The sequence below is a fragment of the Bacillus sp. 1735sda2 genome (assembly GCF_024159245.1).
Taxonomy (GTDB): domain Bacteria; phylum Bacillota; class Bacilli; order Bacillales; family Bacillaceae; genus Bacillus; species Bacillus pumilus_O.
Genome location: NZ_JAMYWZ010000001.1, coordinates 344,759 through 364,067, shown reverse-complemented (window position 1 = coordinate 364,067; position 19,309 = coordinate 344,759). Strand labels below are relative to the sequence as shown.

At 43.6% G+C, this 19,309-nt stretch carries 7 protein-coding genes and 1 riboswitch; all 7 genes read right to left on the bottom strand.

From position 1 onward, the window contains the following. Window positions 1–18: 18 nt before the first annotated feature. Window positions 19–10,725 carry a non-ribosomal peptide synthetase gene (locus NKR21_RS01890; RefSeq protein WP_186299673.1) on the bottom strand — a complete coding sequence of 3,569 codons (10,707 nt, stop codon included), beginning with the start codon at window positions 10,723–10,725 and terminating at the stop codon, window positions 19–21. A 146-nt stretch (window positions 10,726–10,871) separates the two neighbouring features. Then, window positions 10,872–10,964, bottom strand: a riboswitch (cyclic di-GMP riboswitch). 369 nt (window positions 10,965–11,333) lie between these two features. Next, the gene (locus NKR21_RS01885; protein WP_041815150.1) at window positions 11,334–12,137 is read right to left on the bottom strand and encodes an ABC transporter permease; all 804 of its coding nucleotides are present in this window, start codon (window positions 12,135–12,137) and stop codon (window positions 11,334–11,336) included. Next, window positions 12,130–12,999: an ABC transporter permease gene (locus tag NKR21_RS01880; protein ID WP_144457997.1), complete on the bottom strand. Its 870-nt coding sequence runs from the start codon at window positions 12,997–12,999 to the stop codon at window positions 12,130–12,132. The genes NKR21_RS01885 and NKR21_RS01880 overlap by 8 nt, the downstream gene beginning before the upstream one ends. Further along, the gene (locus tag NKR21_RS01875) at window positions 12,999–14,090 is read right to left on the bottom strand and encodes an ABC transporter ATP-binding protein (RefSeq protein ID WP_144458012.1); all 1,092 of its coding nucleotides are present in this window, start codon (window positions 14,088–14,090) and stop codon (window positions 12,999–13,001) included. The genes NKR21_RS01880 and NKR21_RS01875 overlap by 1 nt, the downstream gene beginning before the upstream one ends. An 8-nt stretch (window positions 14,091–14,098) precedes the next feature. Next, complete coding sequence (locus tag NKR21_RS01870; protein WP_144457995.1) at window positions 14,099–15,184, bottom strand: ABC transporter substrate-binding protein; 1,086 nt, start codon at window positions 15,182–15,184, stop codon at window positions 14,099–14,101. Then, entirely contained in the window at window positions 15,181–17,166 is a 1,986-nt protein-coding gene (locus NKR21_RS01865) for a hydantoinase B/oxoprolinase family protein (protein ID WP_144457993.1), read from the bottom strand. The genes NKR21_RS01870 and NKR21_RS01865 overlap by 4 nt, the downstream gene beginning before the upstream one ends. After that, on the bottom strand, window positions 17,156–19,225 hold the full coding sequence (locus tag NKR21_RS01860; RefSeq protein ID WP_144457991.1) for a hydantoinase/oxoprolinase family protein: 2,070 nt from the start codon (window positions 19,223–19,225) through the stop codon (window positions 17,156–17,158). The genes NKR21_RS01865 and NKR21_RS01860 overlap by 11 nt, the downstream gene beginning before the upstream one ends. Between the last annotated feature and the right edge of the window lie 84 nt (window positions 19,226–19,309).

Below are 19,309 nucleotides of genomic sequence, written 5' to 3'. Positions count from 1 at the left end.
GTCCACCTCTTCGTTTGCTTAAAATATATCCATTAGCTTTTCAAGTTCATCCATCGTGAGATCCTCATCCCCTACATCACTAGGTGTCATCTGGGTCTCCTCCTGTGATACGCAATGTGAGATCAACGTCTTCACATTCTTTTCAAGAAGGTCCTTGAATTGTTCCATCGTACGTTCTTCAAATTCAAGGTGATGATAAGAAATCGTCACATGGAGCTTGGCTTGTTCGACGAAACCAACAATATCAAGTGCATGAGGTTTCTCTGATTCTGGACTCAGCGATTTTCCTGAATCCCATGTTGAGCGGCTTAACTCACCGGTGATCTGTTCATCAAACTGTCCAAGATAGTTAAAGCTGATATCTGGCGCGAGATCGAATGAGATAGCGTCCTTCATCTTGTCAGGGGTTAAATATTTTAATATGCCATAGCCGATTCCCTTGTTCGGGATGTGCCTGAGTTCCTCTTTTAAATACTTGATCTGATAAGAAAGATCGTCTGCATGCGACATATCTAGTAACACAGGATACATACTTGTAAACCAGCCAATCGTCCTTGAGACATTAACTGCAGGGAGGATGTCCTCTCTTCCGTGTCCTTCAAGATGAATAAAGTGTCTGTCTTCACCTGTCCACTCTTTCATGGACAATCCGAGGGCTGTCAGCAAAATATCATTGATGTCTGTTTGATATGCTTCATGTACATCTGTCAGCAGACTACGTGTTTCCTCCTCAGACAATGTGAAACGAATGGTCTGTGTATGAAGCATCCGCTGATCCTCCGTCACATGATCCTTTTGAAGGGGCGTAACGGAATGCGCAAGTACCTTTTTCCAATAAGCTCTTTCTGACAGCAACTCATCTGACATCGCGTATTCCGTCAGCTTCTGGGCGTATTCTTGGAAAGAGTGTGTTTTTTCAGGAAGTGTCAGGATTTCCCCTCGCTTCGACTGTTCATAAAGAGCCATAAAATCTTCAAGGAAAATACGCCATGACACACCATCGATGACAAGATGATGTACAGCTAGCAGTAAATGATCCCCTTGATCCGTTCGGAAAATGGCTGGTTTTACTAAAGGTCCTTCCGCTAGCGATATACTAGCCTGCACTTCATTAGCCAGCTTTTCAACCTGCTGAATTTGCTCCCACAGTTCCCCTTGTACTTCTACCACATCAACAGCTACCAAGTTTTCTTCGATTTTTCGATGACGCTGGATTAAGCGACCTTCTTCGAGTGGATACACCATTCGCAAGGCATCGTGATGAATCATGAGCTGCTCCAACACTTTCTGAACGATCGTTTCATCCAAACCATTTGGTGCTTGCAGCATAATCGATTGGTTCCAATGGTGCTGACTTGTAAAGTTTCTTTCAAAGAACCAGCGCTGAATTGGTGTGAAAATGACTTCCCCTTCGACAGGTGATTGGTCGACTGTCAGTTGATCCGCTTCTTCGATATATGGGCGCAGCTCCGCAATGGTTGGATACTGAAATAATAGTTTCATATCAAGCTTCCAGCCGGCTTGTGTGAGTCTGCTTGCCATTTGGATGCCTTTAATTGAATCTCCTCCAAGGAAGAAAAAGTGATCGTGAATGCCGACTTGGCTCACGCCAAGCACGTCTTCCCAAATGCCACATAGAAGCGTTTCGACTTCGTCTCTTGGCGCTTCGTATGCTGTTTGGCCCGCTTCCATATCTGGTGCTGGTAATGCTTTTAGATCGACTTTGCCATTTGCCGTCATCGGCAGTTGGTCTAGCTTGATGATCCATGAAGGGATCATATAGTCTGGCAACGTACGTTTTAAGCTTTCTTTCAGGTCAATCGTTTCTTCATCTGTAATGACATATGCGGCAAGGGCATCTTGTTCGCTGGCATCTTTGATCGTTGTCACAACTGCTTCTTTGACATCCGAAAGTGCAAGAAGCTGCGCTTCAATTTCTGACAGCTCAATCCGGAATCCTCGGATGTTGACTTGATGGTCTTTTCTGCCGAGATAGATCAGCTCGCCATCCTCTGTCCATTTCACCAAATCACCTGTCAGGTACATGCGCTCACCTGAATAAAATGGATCTGGGACAAAGCGTTTCTCTGTTTCCTCCGGAAGATTCCAGTACCCTCTTGCCAATCCTTTCCCCGCAATCACGAGTTCACCCGGTACGCCTGGCGGCGAGAGGTCATATAACGAACCCATAATATAAAAACGAGTATTGGCAATCGCTGTTCCAATCGGAAGCGTGCCTTGATTTGGATCAATAATCCCACTTGTCGCCACGACTGTGTTTTCGGTTGGGCCGTAGTTATTCACGAGTTGATAAGGAACAGGCTTTACCTGTTTCAACTTGTCTCCCCCTGTTAGTAAGTAACGCAAGGAGTGATTGTCCATTGACATAAACTGCTCGCATAGCTGTGTTGGTAGGAACGCAATGGTGATATTTTCGTCATTGAAATACGTATTGAGCTTGATCATATCGAGACGAATCGCTTCATCAATGATGTGCAGCTCTGCGCCGGCGATCCATGTAGGGAACATTTCCCAAATGGAGGCATCAAAGCCAAAGCCAGCATATTTCGCGGTTCGATCCGCATTGGTCACTTGGAAGGCATCATTGTGCCAAAACGCTAGATTCACAAGGGACTGGTGCTCAACCATGACACCTTTCGGCTGTCCTGTTGTTCCAGACGTGTAAATCATATAAGCGAGATCAGTTGGTTTGACATGAACCTGTATTTCTTGCGCTTCGCCTTCTATGGCATCTTCTATCAATAGGACATGACCTGTGAAGGAAGTTGGTGCAGTGAGTCCTTTTTGCATGAGAAGAACCTCTGCCCCGCAGTCTTCTAGCATGTAGGCAATACGCTGGTCTGGATAATCCGCATCAATTGGAACGAATGCCGCTCCTGTCTTGAGAACCCCAAGGACGGCTGCCGTCATGTCAAGGGACGGACGAGTGAGAATGCCGACGCGATCTCCTCGTTTTATGCCGTTTGAGATGAGTCTTGAAGCGACTGTATTCGCCCGGCTGTTCAGTTCTTCATACGTCCAGCTCGTTCCGCAGAAGGTCGCCGCTTTTTGGTTCGGTGCTTCAAATGCTTTAGCTTCAATCAATGCATGAACGGTTTGATCTGACGGAACGTCTAGGACAGGACCTGACCATTCGCTGAGCAATTTTTGCTGCTGCTTCGGTGATAATAGCTGCATTTGATCTAGCAATTGATCTGGCGCTGATACCATTTGTTCCAATAAATGAAGGAAAAATTCCTTCCACTTTTCAATCGATGACTGTTGAAAGATAGAAGTATTAAAATCGAACACAAGCTCAATGTGATCAACCGATTCATTTCCAGTTAAGGTCAAATCAAATTTGGCGATATTCTCTTCGAATGGCTCTGGAACAACCTGAAGTCCATCCATCTTTAAATCACGAATATCCGCATTTTCCATTGAGAACACCACATCAAAGATTGGATGACGGCTAGTGTCTCGAACCGTTTGTACTTGGTCTACCAATTCTTCAAATGGGTACAACTGATGGTCATTTGCCTCTAACACAAGCTGATGAACATTTGACGCAAATTCTGCAGCTGTCAGATGTCCTGCTGGCTGTGTTCTAAGTGCCAGCGTGTTCACAAACATACCAATGACAGATTGAATATCAGGGTGAGTTCTGCCCACAATCGGTGAACCGATGATGATATCTTCTTGTCTCGATAGCTTGCTTAAAAGGGTACTGTAGCAAGTAAGTAGCACTGTATACGTCGTACTGTTGAGTGCTCTGACAAGCTCATCCAATTTCGTTTTAAGCGGCCCATTGATGGTAAATGAGACGCGATCTCCTGAGAATGTTTGCACTTTTGGTCTTGGCAAATCTTCTGGCAGTGCCAGTACAGGCAATTCTCCTTCTAATTGCTTCAGCCAAAACGCCTCTTCAGCTTCTATTTGTGCAGAAAACGTCTCGCTTTTTGACCAAACCGCATAATCCTTATATTGAACAGGTAATTCCTCTAGTTTGTCCCCTCGATACAACGCGGATAGCTCCTCAATTAAGATGCCCACAGATGCACCATCTGAAATGATATGATGCATATCGATCAGTAAATAATGGACATTTACGGAAGCAGATACTAGACCTACTTTGAATAGAGGCGCCTTTTCTATATCAAATGGACGGATAAAGTCATTCATCAATTCCTGTATGTCTCGTCCGTTCCCTTCGATTGTCTCAATAGCTACGGAGATGTTTGGTTCAATTCGTTGAACAGGTTCATTCTGAACAAAATCAAAGCTCGTTCGGAATGCTTCATGACGTTGGACAAGCTGTTCAATTGCTTTTTTAAATCGCTTTTCATCAAAAGCACCTTCTAGCTTTAAAGCAGCCGGCATATGATAGCTCTGCTCCGCATCGGTCATTTTCTCCAATACAAACAACCTCTTCTGAGCAGATGTCACTGGATAATAGGTCGCTTCTTCTGCAACCTCCACCCGCTTGATCTCCGTTTGATCCGCTTGATCAACCGCAAAAGCAAACGCCTCTAATGTTGGGAATTCAAATAAAGATTTCAAAGTGAGCTCTACATGCATCTCTTCATACAGCTTGTTCAACATTTTCATGCCGCGCAGCGAATGACCACCGCATTCAAAGAAATGATCGTGCCTGCCGATTCTCGGTACTTCAAGAACTTCCTCCCAAATGCGCGCCACGACACGCTCCGTTTCTGTTTGAGGAGGGATGTACTCATTTACCCCTTGCTCACTTAGATCAGGCACAGGTAGCGCACGCCTATCTACCTTGCCGTTATTCGTCAGCGGAAGTTCGTCTAATTGCACGAAAAATGACGGCATCATGTACACAGGCAACTCACGCCCTGCTTGTTCTCGCAAATCAGTTAATGAGACGGACCCTTCTGCTGTAAAATACGCACATAATGTGTCATTTGGAGCTGCAATGACGACAGCTTCCTTCAATTGCGGATGGCGAAGCAGCTGATGCTCAATTTCTCCGAGTTCAATACGCTGACCTCGAATCTTCACTTGATGATCGATTCGTCCAATGAATTCAATCTCTCCATTTGACAGCCATCGTGCAAGATCACCCGTTTTGTACATGACCTCACCAGGGCGGAATGGATTTTCCACGAATTTTTCGTTTGTGAGTTCTGGCTGTCCATAATATCCTTTGACCAGTCCATCACCAGCGACACATAACTCTCCTGCTACACCTGGCGGCTGCAGCTGTCCAAATTCATCTACAATATAAACAGCCGTTTGACTCACTGGCTTTCCGATTGGAATCGATAACGCCTGCTCCTCAATGTAATTCACTGGATAATACGTTGTGAAAATCGTACTTTCAGAAGGACCGTACATATGAACAAGTGTGCCTTCCCCTACCGTTTCAAGCGCAGTCATGACATGAGGTACAGAAGCACGTTCTCCGCCAAATAGAACTTTTCTGATGTTCTTCAGGCTGTCTTTTTTCATATCAATAAGTAAGTGAAAAAGAGCTGTCGTGATCATTAAAATACTGACTTTCTCCTTCTCAATCGCTCCAGAAAGCTCATTCATGTTTAAGATATGATCCTTTGGCAGAACAATCAGTTTCGCACCGTTTAATAAAGCACCAAACACATCGAACATAAAAGCATCAAATACATAGTTTGATAGGCTCATCACCGTGTCTTCCTGATGAATGGCTAGATAATTTGATTGCTTCACTGTTCTCAAAATGTTCCGGTGTGTCACCATATTCCCTTTAGGTTTTCCAGTTGTACCAGATGTATAGGTCAAATTCGCCAAATCCTCTGGCGATAGACGAATCTTTATATTGCTGTCTGATTGCTGATCAATTGCTTGATCTTCTGTTTCGATGATGGTTCCCTCAAAAGAAGCGAGCACCGAGCGTTGGCGCAGCACTTGATGTGTCAATAAGAATTGCGTACCGCTGTCTGTTAAAAAGTGCTTCACACGTTCATCAGGAAAATCAGGATCAATTGGTACATAGACGCCGCCCGCCTTAAGTACAGCTAGAACCGAGAGTACCATCTCATTAGATCGTTCAAAGAATAAGGCTGCTTTCATCCCTCTTTCAAACCCATGTTCACGCAAATAATGAGCTAGCTGATTCACACGGTCATTTAGTTCTTGATAAGAAAGAATGACACCTTCACATTGGAGGGCAGGCTTATGACCGTGTGCCTGCACCTGTGCTTCAAACTGTGTCACAATGGTTTCTTCTGCCGGATAAGGTGTCGGTAACGGATTCCACAAATTCAGTTGAGTTTCTGCTTCTTGTTCAGTGAGTAATCGATAAGATCGAATCGCTTCCTCTGGCGCTTGGACCATCTGTTTCAGCAAATACATATAATGATGCAGCATCTGCTCGGCTGTACTTCGTTTAAATAACGCCGTACTGTAATCGAGGATAAAGGATAACCCTTGATCTGACTCCATCGCTTGCAGCGTTAAATCAAACTTTGCAATATGGAAATTGGTTTCTTCAATTTCAACTTGCATTTCTCCAATATGCTGAGCTGATCCATGATCTGGCATGAGTGTAAAAACGGTATCGAATAATGGATGACGGCTAAAATCTCTTGGCACATTCAGTTTTTCAAGCAGTCGTTCAAATGGATATTGCTGATGCTCAAATGCATGCATCGTCTTTTCCTTCACTTGCTCAATCAACTGCGACATGGTTGCATTTGGGTCAACCTCTGACCGCAAAGCAAGTGTCTGGACAAACATGCCGATCATGTCATCCAGGTCTGCATGCACACGTCCCGACGCCGGTGTTCCAACCACGAATTCCTTTTGACCCGTATACTTCGCAAGCAATGTATAGTAAGCAGAAAGCAGAACCGTATACAGTGTCGTATGGTGTTTTGCCGCCAGGTCCTGTAATTGTCCCTTTAACGTTCCATCTATTTCTTTGATCACTCGATCTCCTGCAAATGATTGGACTGCTGGGCGCTGATAATCAGTCAGCAACTGTAAAGCAGGAAGATCACCCGAAAATTCCTGTAGCCAGAAAGCCTCTTCTTTTTGAAAATCTTGTTGTTCTTGCCAAACCGCATAGTCCTGATATTGGAGCTTCAATGGATCTTTGACCGATCCATCGTAAGCATCCGACAGCTCACGCAGCACTAAATCAATTGAAAGACCATCTGAAATCAGGTGATGCATATCGAAAAAGAGCAGGTGCTCCTGATCATGTAATGACTTCAAGCCAATGCGAAGAAGTGGTGCACACTCAAGGTCAAAGGGTCTGACAAATTGCTTCATATTTTCTTCCATCGTACCGCCTGTCAGCTGTTCGATTTGAAATGAAACAGATGGAACTACCCGCTGTCGAGGAACACCTTTCAATGTATGAAAAGACGTACGCAGCATATCATGACGTGTGATCAGTGTTTCAAAGGCTTCAGTCAGCTTCTCTTGCTGCAGCGTTCCTTTTAACCTCACAACAGCTGGCATATGATATGCAGTGCTTTGCTCTAATTGACTCACCATATAAACGCGCTGCTGTGGAGGTGACAATGGATAATGGTCGAAAGCAGGTGCTTTAGGTATCACTGTTTCAGAAGATGTTTCCGCTTGCTCAATGTAAGCAGCCAAAGCAGCAACGTTCTGCTGTTCAAATAAAATGGACAGCGGCACCTCCACATGAAAATCTCGCTGCACATGTGTGAGTACAGTCATTGCTTTCAGCGAATGCCCCCCTCGCTCGAAGAAAGAATCATATACACCAATCTTCTCTTGGCCAAGAATTTCTTCCCACAGACGGACAAGCTTCGTTTCAAGCTCGTTTCTAGGCGCAGCATAAACAGCTTGAACCGCTTTATCACCTTTTAAGGCAGCAAGTGCACGACGATCGACTTTGCCGCTGACTGTGAGTGGAAATGCATCGAGTTCTTTGAAATAGAGCGGCATCATGTAAGCTGGTAGCTGATGTTTGATAGCGGCTTGCAGCATGTCAACTGACACACCTTCATGACGAGATTGATAGTAAGCACTTAACGCCTTTTCCCCGTCCGCTTCTTCAACAACAAGTACGACAGCTTGATCCACTCCAACTACCTGCTCCATCACTGCTTCAATTTCGCCTACTTCAATGCGGTAACCCCTTATTTTCACTTGATCATCCATTCTGCCAAGATAATCAATTGTGCCATCCGGAAGCCATCTGACTAAATCCCCTGTTCGATACATCCGCTCACCTGGAGAAAATGGATCTGCCGTAAATACTTTCTCCGTCAATTCAGACTGTTTCACATAGCCTCGTCCAACACCTATCCCTGCAATGCACAGTTCTCCGGCAGCACCCTGTATCTGTAATTGATCATGTTCATTTAAAATATAAAGACGGTGATGACCAAGCGGCTTTCCGATCGACACATAACGCTGCTGTTCAGAGGATTCGCGCAGTTCACTTAGTTCTAGGCGATGAACCGCCGCATCGACACACGTCTCAGTCGGACCATACACATTCCACAAAGTAAAATCAGGCTCACTCATACGAATCGCTTCGATAAGAGAATGTGCTGCTTTCGCAGGCAATGCTTCTCCCCCAACTAACATATGCAAGAGTGACAGCCCTTCTAATTCAGCTGCAAGTAAAAGCTGCACATGCGCCGGTGTTCCATCTGCTGCTTCAATTTGATGTTTTCTATAATAAGCCGCTAATTGAACACCATTTCTCGTTGTTTCTCGCGGGATGATATGAAGCGTATGCCCAAATAAAAGAGCAGTAAAAATTTGTTTCACCGATGCATCAAAATGGAATGGTGCAAGAAGCGCCATTTGAAGCTCACTCGCCTCTTCATAAATCTCATGATGCAAGGCATGAACCAAATGATGCAGCTGAAGATGCTCAATCATGACGCCCTTTGGCTTCCCAGTCGTCCCAGATGTATAAATCATATAAGCCAAATCCTCTGGTACCGACTGATCTACAAGCTGAGGCAACCGTTCATCATCTAATGCGATTTGCTGCAGCACGACCATTTTTTCCGAAAGGGCATGGTATGTTGAAACGAACGTTTCCTCTGTTAACACAATGGAAGCACCAGAATCCTCCACAATATATTGAATACGCTCCTCAGGTAATGCCGGATCAATCGGTACATACGCACCGCCAGCCTTTAATATGCCGAAGATCGCCACCATCGCCTCTGCCTTCCGATCCATTAGGACAGCAACAGGTACATCACGCGAGACACCTTTCATTTGTAAAAAACGCGCCAACTTTTCTGCCTTTTGATACAGCTCTCCATAAGTAAATGCTCCATTTTCCGCTACAACGGCTGTCCGCTCTGCATACTTATTGGCTGTTTCATCAAACATGTGATGAACCGGCTTTACAGCTGGTTTTTCAAACGGTTTTCTCTCAGATAATTGCAGCAGTTCCTTTTGTTCATCTGGTGGAAGTAAAGGGAGTTTCCCGATCAGCTGGTCAGGCTGGGAGACCGCCGCTTCTAGTATGATCAAGAATCGCTTAAACATCTGACTGATTTCTTCTTCGGTGAATACATCTGTACGATAGTCCAAATCAATGGTCAATGTATCTGTGTCCCAGCGGTCCTTTACATGAATGGAAATATCATTCATTCCGCTACCGCTAAAGATCGGTTCAGTAATAAAAGATAGATTCTCTTTTTTCTGCCACTGCATGACCTGGTATTCTAAAGAAATATCAAAAAGGCGTCCTGTAAACCCTTCTCTTTCACGCAAATCATTCATGAGAAGGTTGTAAGGGTACTTTTGGTGACGCAAGATCTTCATTTGATCCGCCATGACCTGTTTGACGAAATCAAGAAATGATTGCGACCCCTGAACAGATGCACGCATCGGAATGGTGGAAACAAACATACCAATCATCTTTTTTTCTTTGGCATTTGTTCGGTTGCCCATAAAGGTTCCAAGGACAACATCTTCCATACCGCTAAAACGATGCAAATACGTATAAACGGTAGACATAAACATTGAGAGCATACTGACTTTTTGCTCTTCACAAAACGCACGAAGTTTCTCCTTTAAAGAATCTGGAATATCCCCTGAAAATCGCTCCGCATGTAAACTCATCTCGTATCCTTTATGCGGTTTTAAAGAAGCGAAATCTGGAATATTGGCAAATTGCTCATTCCAAAAAACTTGGTCTTTTTGAAACCGTTTAGAAGTTTCATAGCTTTGCTCACTCGTGATGTGGTCAACGAAGGAAATCTCCTCAACCGGTGAAATGTCTATTCCGTGCAACATGTCCTGGTATAAGTCGATGATGCGATTTCCCATCAAGATTATGGAGATACCATCGGCCACAATATGATGTGCTTTGCAAAACAGCCAGCACTCTTCATCACTGATTTGAAAGACTGTAAACTCAATCAAGGGGCTGTCAATCAACGGCATCGGCTCACGGATTTGCTCATTCGCCCAAGCCCTCACTTCTTCTTCACTCCAGCCCTTCTCCAAGCGAATCGGCTGCTCTTCATAAGGCTTGATATATTGAACAGGTTCCTCCTGCTCATGTCGATACACCAGTCTTAACCGAAGAGAGTCAGTTTGACGAATGTACACTTGAAGTACGTCAACGACCAAAGATGGATCTAAACCCGATACCGATCTCAATCTGGCGAATCCACCTAAATTAGAAATGCTTGTACCTGGATAAAATCTTTCCGTGTAGAATACTCGCTTTTGCGCATGTGTTAAGGGGTAATAAACTGTATTCATTTTCATCCTCCGCCTCTTCTATGTTTTCTCCACCAATGTGACAACCCTGCACCCTCTATATCAAAAGAACCAAGTCTATTTCATTAAAATAGACATAATACGGAAAGAAGCCCACCCCGAATAAAACGGAGGGACTCCCATTTTGATTCGGTAACCTGGCGACCATAGTAAAAAAGCAACATTTACCTTAGGACATGGCTTTGCGTCTCTACGTTTCCATAGATTTGCCTTTTTCTTCTTTTCTTTTTAAATATTTTCTATTTACGTCCACTTTATATGAAATTATTGTTTTTTTCACCGAAAAATGGGTGTAAAGATTCATGCGTTATGCCGAATGAATCACATAATAATTTACGATATTTACCGAAAATAACTAATAATAGTTGCGTTCAACCGAAAATAATCGACTAAATACCGCAAAATTTTCATGTTTTTCCTTAAAATTTGCAAATATGACCGAAAATGTAGGATAGAGGTCTCCTTTCATCCTCCACGATTTCTTAAATCTTAAGAACTATATTCCCTAAAAAATTGAAAATATTTACCGTAAAAACAATACAAAAAGAGCTGCCATTTCAAATGACAGCTCCCTTGTTTCTTCATTATATTTACATCACCTTAGACAGGCCAATCGTTTTCTCAATAATGAGCAACGCAATGATAGAAATGATAATAAATATGACAGATATCGCATTGACACTCGGATCAAAGGTTTGCTCAATGTAATTAAACGTCCTAACAGGGATCGTAATCGTTTGAGGAGAGGAAACAAACAAACTGATCGATATTTCCCCAAATGACGTCACGGCAGAAAATACCCCGCCTGCAATTATTCCTGGTTTTATCAAAGGCAGTGTCACTCGAAAGAATGTGCGAATAGGTCCTGCGCCAAGATTCATTGAAGCTAGCTCAAGCCTCGGGTCCAAATTCGAGACACTGACGCCTACTGTTCGAACCACATAGGGAAAGCCAATAATGACGTGACCTATGACAAGTGCCCACAAAGATCCTGTAAATCCCATAGCCGTAAACAAATAAAGCATGGCAATCCCTAACACTACTTGAGGAATCATCAGAGGGGACAAAATGAAGGCTTGAATTGCCTCCTTTCCCTTAAAGGAAAGCCTTGCTAAAGCATACGAAGCCATCGTGCCTAAAAGAACTGTAAGAGGCGTTACGATAAATAGCAACATCACACTGATACGCAGAGACTCCATCCATTCTGGATTCGACACGACCTCTTGAAACCAACGAACAGAGAATGAAGTCGGCGGAAATTCAGGGAAGGCATTTGGACTAAAAGCAGATAAGACGATGACAAGAACAGGTATGGTTAAAAAGAGATAAACCAGTGACCCAGCAGTCCAAATCAGGATGGAAAGCAAGCGATCACCAAATGATTTTTTACGCATGCATCCTCGCCTCCCAACGCTTCAATAGATAGCTTAATAAACTGACCACGATAAGCACACAAACCAATAACGTAAAGGACATCGCTGCAGCAAGAGGCAAGTTATACACCTGCATGACTTGCTGATATATAGACAGCGGCAGCAGCGGTTGCATTCTTCCGCCGACTAAGAGCGGAGTGATATAGCTTCCAGCCGCCAGAGAAAAGACAATAATAGCCCCAGTCACCATCCCTGGAATAGTCAATGGAAAGGTTACATGAAAGAAGGTTCGAATTCGTCCAGCTCCTAGACTCATAGAAGCAGGTCGTAAATGACGATCCATATCAGTTAAGCTCGTCGCGATAGGCAGCACTGCAAAAGGCAGCATGACCTGAACATACGCAATAATTACCGCATTCATATTCCACAGCAAAGAGAGCGGCTTCTCAATCACATGTAAATCTAATAACATGCCATTGATCAAACCATTTTGTGAAAGAAGGACAATCCATGCAAAGGTCCGAATCACAACGCTTGTCAAAAGCGGCGAGACAAGTAAGATATAGAAAAATGCCCGCAGACGCGGATGAGGTGCCTTGACGAGCACGTATGCTGCAGGGTATGCCATCAATAGACAAATCACCGTTGTCTGCAAAGCGACCCATACTGTACTTCCAATCGCCTTCACATACGCATCTGTCGTGAACACATGAATATATTGAGAAAAGCTATACGTTTGTAATGTGTTCATCATTGAGTCCACATCGCGAAAACTAAGGACGAACATCATCACGAGCGGCGCTAGAAGAAATACAACAAGAAACAAACACGCTGGCAGCAGCATGAACCAATGAAATCGCTGATTCTTTTTCTTGATACGCATCACGTATGCACCTTCGAATCTAGGAAAACGATATCTTCAGGCTGCCAATTGATATGAATAGCTTCTCCAGCTTTAGGAAGCTCTGGAAACGCTGCATCAGAAGCATGAACAATCATTTCACCGCTATCTAGCCCCACCACCAAACGTAATGAGTGACCAATATAACTGACATCTGTCAGCACGCCTGATACATGGTTAGACTGAATGTCTCCCCGCTCAGAAGATATGTTGATTCTTTCTGGACGGAGCATGAGTAAATGCTTCTCCTTCTTCTCTTGATGTGCCGCTGTCTTTAACTGCACTTGCTGCCCGTTTGACTGGATTAAATGAGGAACGATAAATGCAGCACTTGTTTCATCATAGATTGCCTCAAATAGGTTCACTTGCCCGATAAATTCAGCCACAAATCGATTGTTTGGCTGGCGGTACACCTCTAAAGGCGTCCCAATCTGCTGGATTTTCCCCTCTCCTAAAATCCCAACCCGATCAGAAAGACTTAACGCTTCCTCTTGATCATGGGTCACGAGAATGGTGGTAATCCCGACATTCCTTTGAATATTTCGAAGCTCTGTCTGCATATTTTTTCTTAGTTTTGCATCTAGGTTGCTGAGCGGTTCATCAAGAAGAAGAACAGACGGCTGAATCGCAAGCGCCCTTGCAATCGCTACCCGCTGCTGCTGTCCACCACTTAATTGATGCGGCATACGTTTCGCAAACGCCTCTAATTGCACAAGAGACAAACTATCCATTACCTTCTCTTTGATTTCTGCCTTCTTTTTCTTTTGAACCTTTAACCCATACGCCACATTATCAAAGACAGTCAAATGCGGAAAGAGTGCATAGCTTTGAAAAACCATACCCGTTTTTCTTTGATAAGGCGGTAAATTCGTCACATCCTGATCCCCAATATAGACGACACCTTTTGTTGGCTCTAAAAAACCACCAATGATGTTTAATAAAGTTGATTTCCCGCAGCCACTAGGACCAAGAAGGGAGAAAAACTCTCCCTCATTCACCGTAAGACTGACATCGTTAAGAGCAATCTGCTCGCCGAAATGCTGGCTGATATGTTCTAAATGAATTCCACTCATACGATCACCTATTTTCCTCCGCCTAATACTTCGTTCCATCGATTTGTCCAATTGCCCAGCTCCGAAGTTGCTGTTTCGTAATCTACCCAAGTCAGCTTGCTATAATAATTCTCTCCAACCTTGACCTTCCCCTTAATCTTGTCACCGTATTTCACATCAGAATTCGACATACCATAATAAGATTTTTCCGAGAAAGCTTCCTGAGCTTCTTTTCCACTTAAATAGTTTAATAGTTTGTAAGCAGCTTCTTCATGCTGACTTCCCTTCGTTAAAGCCCAGCTCGCAACTGCTGCAACAGCGCCTTCTTTCGGATATGAGAAACCAATATCCATACCTTCTTCTTCAAGTGCGAATACTCGTCCATCCCAATAAGGAACTGCTGCGACGTCACCACGTTCTAACAAGGTTTGAATAGACCCTGGATTATCTGGAAAAGCAGCTACATGCCCTTTTAATTGCGAAAGGCTTTTAAAGGCTTTATCAATATCCTTAGGATTTGATTCTGTCCCTCCTTGAGCATGGACAAGCGCAGAGAAAAATTGTAACCCGGCTGAATAAGTCGGAGATGAAATGGCTACCTTTCCTTTTAACTGACTGCTCCATAGGTCAGTCCAGCTGTTTGGTTCCTGCTTTACGAGGTCTTTTCTATAAGCAATTCCAAGCTGACCCATACTAAAGCCTGCTGCATATTGTTTTCCATCAACAGTGAGCTTCTTTTGAACAGAACGGTAAAGCTTTTTGACATTTGTTGCTTTCCCTTCGTCAATCGGTGCAAGAACGTTTGCTGCAATGCCTCTTTGAATCGTATCAGGCTGTAAAATAAGCAGGTCATATGGTGGATTTTTACCATTTGATGCTTTTAATTTTGTAAACCATTCAGAATCCGCACCAGAGACGGTTTGGACTTTAATTCCCGTATCTTTTTCAAACTTTTCAAGAATCGGTTTGATATTCTTTTCCCAATCGCCTCCGTATACGCCAACGATCACAGTCTGTTGCTGTTTTCCTTGATCTTGTCCATTTCCACCGCAAGCTGATAGCAGTAGAATCATTGATAGAACACCTGCAAAAATAGTGATTAATCTTCTTCTCATGATTCATTTCCCCCTTTTTGTCCATCCAAATGACGAAGTGCTTGAATGATATCTTTCTTTGTTAACGGCTCATTTCTATGACTGAAATATTGATGAACTGCATGTTTATAATGTGTACGTTCGTTGGCTGGGTAGGAACGCAGAAGCACAGCAAGTTCGCTACTGGCTTCATCCGTCCATACTTTCTCATAAGCTTCTCTGTGTTCTCCGACATCCCACATCATATGAGCAGGATGATTCCCCTTTTCACGAAGCTGATTTGTTTGCTCCTCATCAATTTTCCATTCATTTTGGTCTACATACACTTTAACACCATATTGTTGCAGCGCTCTTTCTTCACTTAATAAACCTGCTTCCACTTCATGAAGGACTTTTTCTTTCTCTCTTGCAAATGGATTTCCCCAGCCGCCTCCACTTGGTGATGTCAATTGCACAATATCGCCTTTTTCAAGACGCAAGACATCTATTTTCGGCTGGTCTTGTTTTTCACCTTTTGCTGTGACTAGCTTGACCTCACCGATCGCTCCTGCTCGGCCGCCCATTAATCCCCAAGGCTGAAACTTCATCCGTTCCATACCTCGTGCGGTCACCATGGATTCAGGCTTGAGCATTTCAAATTCCAAACCAATCGCATGTCCGCCTCTGTTTTCTCCTGCTCCACCTGTGTTTGGCAAAAGCTCATATCGATGAACATGAATATCAATATGCTGTTCTAAGCTCTCAATGGGTGTATTCTTCAAAAAGCCAGACGAATGATCAATACCATCTACTCCGTCCGTTCCATTTTGAGCACCACCGCCTCCGCCTAATGGTTCGACAACAGACATTTTCCTGCCACCTGTTTGATTATCAGGAACAGAGAGAACGACAATAGCAGATTGACCAGCACCTGCTGCCGGCACCGCCTCAGGTAACAGCTTACCAATGGCACCCAGTACGACATTGTAAAGCCTCATCGTAATCGAATGCCGAATACCAACAGAAGCCGGGTATTCTGGATGCACTAGCGTCCCTTTAGGGGAAATCACTTCAATCGGATATGTGATTCCTCCATTAATCGGTATAAAGGGATCTTGACTAATAATGTAGTTAATCAACCCTTGATATAGGAAGGAATGCTTCTGACCATTGGTAACAAGGTTAAAAGCTGTTTTCACTTGAGGGTCACATTCAGAAAAATCAAGTGTCAGCCGCTTTCCTTTCACCGTTAACTTGATTTTCAACCGGATCGGTACATCCGAGATCATATCATCATCTAAATAGTCAGCGAATTCACTCGTTCCGTCCGGAATGGCTTCAATGACCTTTCCTGCACGAACCTCAGCTTGTTTCAGGAGGTCCATCATTCCTTGTTTCACTTCATTTATTCCAAATTTGCCGATCATTTCTTTTAACCGAATTTCTGCCGTATTCACTGCAGCAATCATCGCATTGATATCCCCATCGTTTAAATGACCAGCTCGGCTGTTAGCTCTTAAAAAAGTACGAACGACTTGATTCTCTTTTCCGTCTTCATAAATTTTCACTGGCGGTATTCTTAACCCTTCTTGATGAACATCTGTCGCTGTCGGTGAAATACTCGAGGGCACAAGTCCTCCCACGTCACTTACATGAACAAAAGACCAAGCATAGCTGACAATTTCACCATCTACGAAAATCGGCTTAATGATATGGACATCTGGCAAATGGGTTGCTAAACCATCTGTCGTATAAGGATCATTTGTGATGATAATATCTCCTGGCTGCATCGGTCCGCTCTCTTCAATCGCTTTTTTAAGACTCAGCCCTAAAAAGATCGTGACACCTACTGTCTTCGGATAAACAAAGAAATCTCCAGAAGGCGTAGCTAACGCTGTCGCAAAGTCAGCTGATTCTTTGACGAAAGTCGTAAAAGACGTCCGTTCAATGACATGTCCCATACCAGATGCAATTGCATTAAAATAACTGCGCATCATCTCAAGCTTTGCTGGATCAGTTCTCATGTAAAGCCGCCTCCCTTGAAATCACCAAGTTCCCTGATGGATCAATGCTGCCTGCCCAATTTGGCAGAATCAATGTTGTCGTATCATCCTGCTCAATGATGGCAGGACCATTCATGACAGAACCCACCGACAAAGTATTTCTGTGATAAATAGCTGCTTCATATTCTTTTTCTTCTATAAAGATTCGCCTGAATTCATGTGGCTTCAAAGATTGTCCACTGCTTTCATGAGCATGTGTGAGAGGCAGCGGCGGCGTTTCGCCTATGACTCGAACTCGTAAATGAGTGAACTCGATGTTCGCCTGATCATCTCTATGACCGTATTGACGTTGATGTAGTTTGTGAAAGGCTTCAACGAGTTGATGGATGTCTTGCTCTTGCTTCAGCCATTCAGCTGATAATGGTAATTCAATCTCAAAGGCTTGTCCTTGATAACGTGCATCTGCCAATAATAGAATGGACGTCTGTTTAATATGCTGAATGTTCTGCTGGCTGAACCAATCAATCGCTTTTCGAGAAAGCACCTCATAATCTTGTTTTAGTTGATCTATCGAGTAGTCTTGTAAGCATATTTTCTTCGACAGTACTGCATCATGAATAAAATCAGCGGTCAGGGCACCTAATGCACATAATGTTCCTGGACTTGGAGGAACGACTACGTTTTTCGCATGAATTTCTCGCGCAAGGAAATTCGCTACAACCGGTCCTGCTCCACCAAACGCTAGTAAACTAAAATCTCTTGGGTCAAACCCTTGCTGTTCCATGACATTGCTTAATTCTGTGTACATATTGGCGACAGCTACTTGAATCAGCTGGTCAGCAGCTTCTTCTACCGTTTTGTTGAGCTGGTTGGCAATTGGCTGAAAGGCCTTTTCCGCCGCGGACAGCTGTAGTTGTAAATGTCCTCCGGCAAAACGCTCTTGATTAAGATAACCACATATGAGGAACGCGTCAGTTAAGGCGGCTTTCGTCCCCTTACCATACGAAGCTGGTCCCGGCTGTGAGCCAACTGATTCTGGTCCTGCTTTGAGAAGCCCGCCCTGATCAATCCATGCAACAGAACCCCCACCTGCCCCTATTGAATACATTGCAACAGATGGAAGAATGATAGGAAAACCTGAAAGCTGATTTGACTGAGCCATCGTCGGCTGTCCATTTTGAATAATGGATATATCTGCACTCGTCCCCCCAACATCAAACGTGATCAGATTGGATTCGTTTGCAGAAGCCGCAATTCTTGCGGCACCAATGACACCAGCTGCTGGACCAGAAAAAAGTGTTTTAACAGGTGAATCTGCTGCACTTTCTGCATCCATTAAACCACCATTTGATTGTGTAATGTATGGAGAAATTGGTACACCTTCTTCTTTCAATCGGCTTTTCAATGTTTGTAAATACTGTTTCACCTTTGGTTGGATGTACAAATTGACAACAGACATCACGGTACGCTCGTATTCTCTCATTTGGGGCCATAATTCAGATGAAGTAAGGACTTCTAATTGTGGATAATGGTGTTTGATATAGGCTTTTGCCTGTAATTCATGAACTGGATTTTGATAGCTATGTAAAAAAGAAATGGCAATACCTGCTAGCCCTTTAGATATGACCTGCTGAACAGCATGATCTAATTGCTGCAGATGGAGAGGTTTTTTGATCGTACCATCGTGTATCAACCTTTCAGAGATTGGATATACATGCTTTCGTGGTATCAATGGTTCTGGCAAACGAGAATTGAAGTCATAAGGAATGGGTAATCTTAAACGTTGAAGTGACAATATGTCTTGAAAGCCTTCCGTCACAAAAAGAGCCAAATCTGCTCCTTTCCTCTGCAACAATGTATTAAGACCGATTGTCATTCCATGTACGAGATATTGGATTTTAGATAAATCAACACCTCTGTCTTTTAGAAGTTTTAGCCCATTGATAATTCCCTGAGCTGGGTCATCAGTCACTGTGGGTGTTTTGAGTTCAGTCAGCGCCCCTGTTGCTTCATTCATCAACGATAAGTCAGTAAATGTTCCGCCTATATCTATGCCGAGCCGATAAGAGACATCCGCCATTTGTACTTCCCTCCTACAATGTAAATAGAATGATATTTTGATAAATTACGACATTTTTTGATATTTGACTCCATATTATTAAAG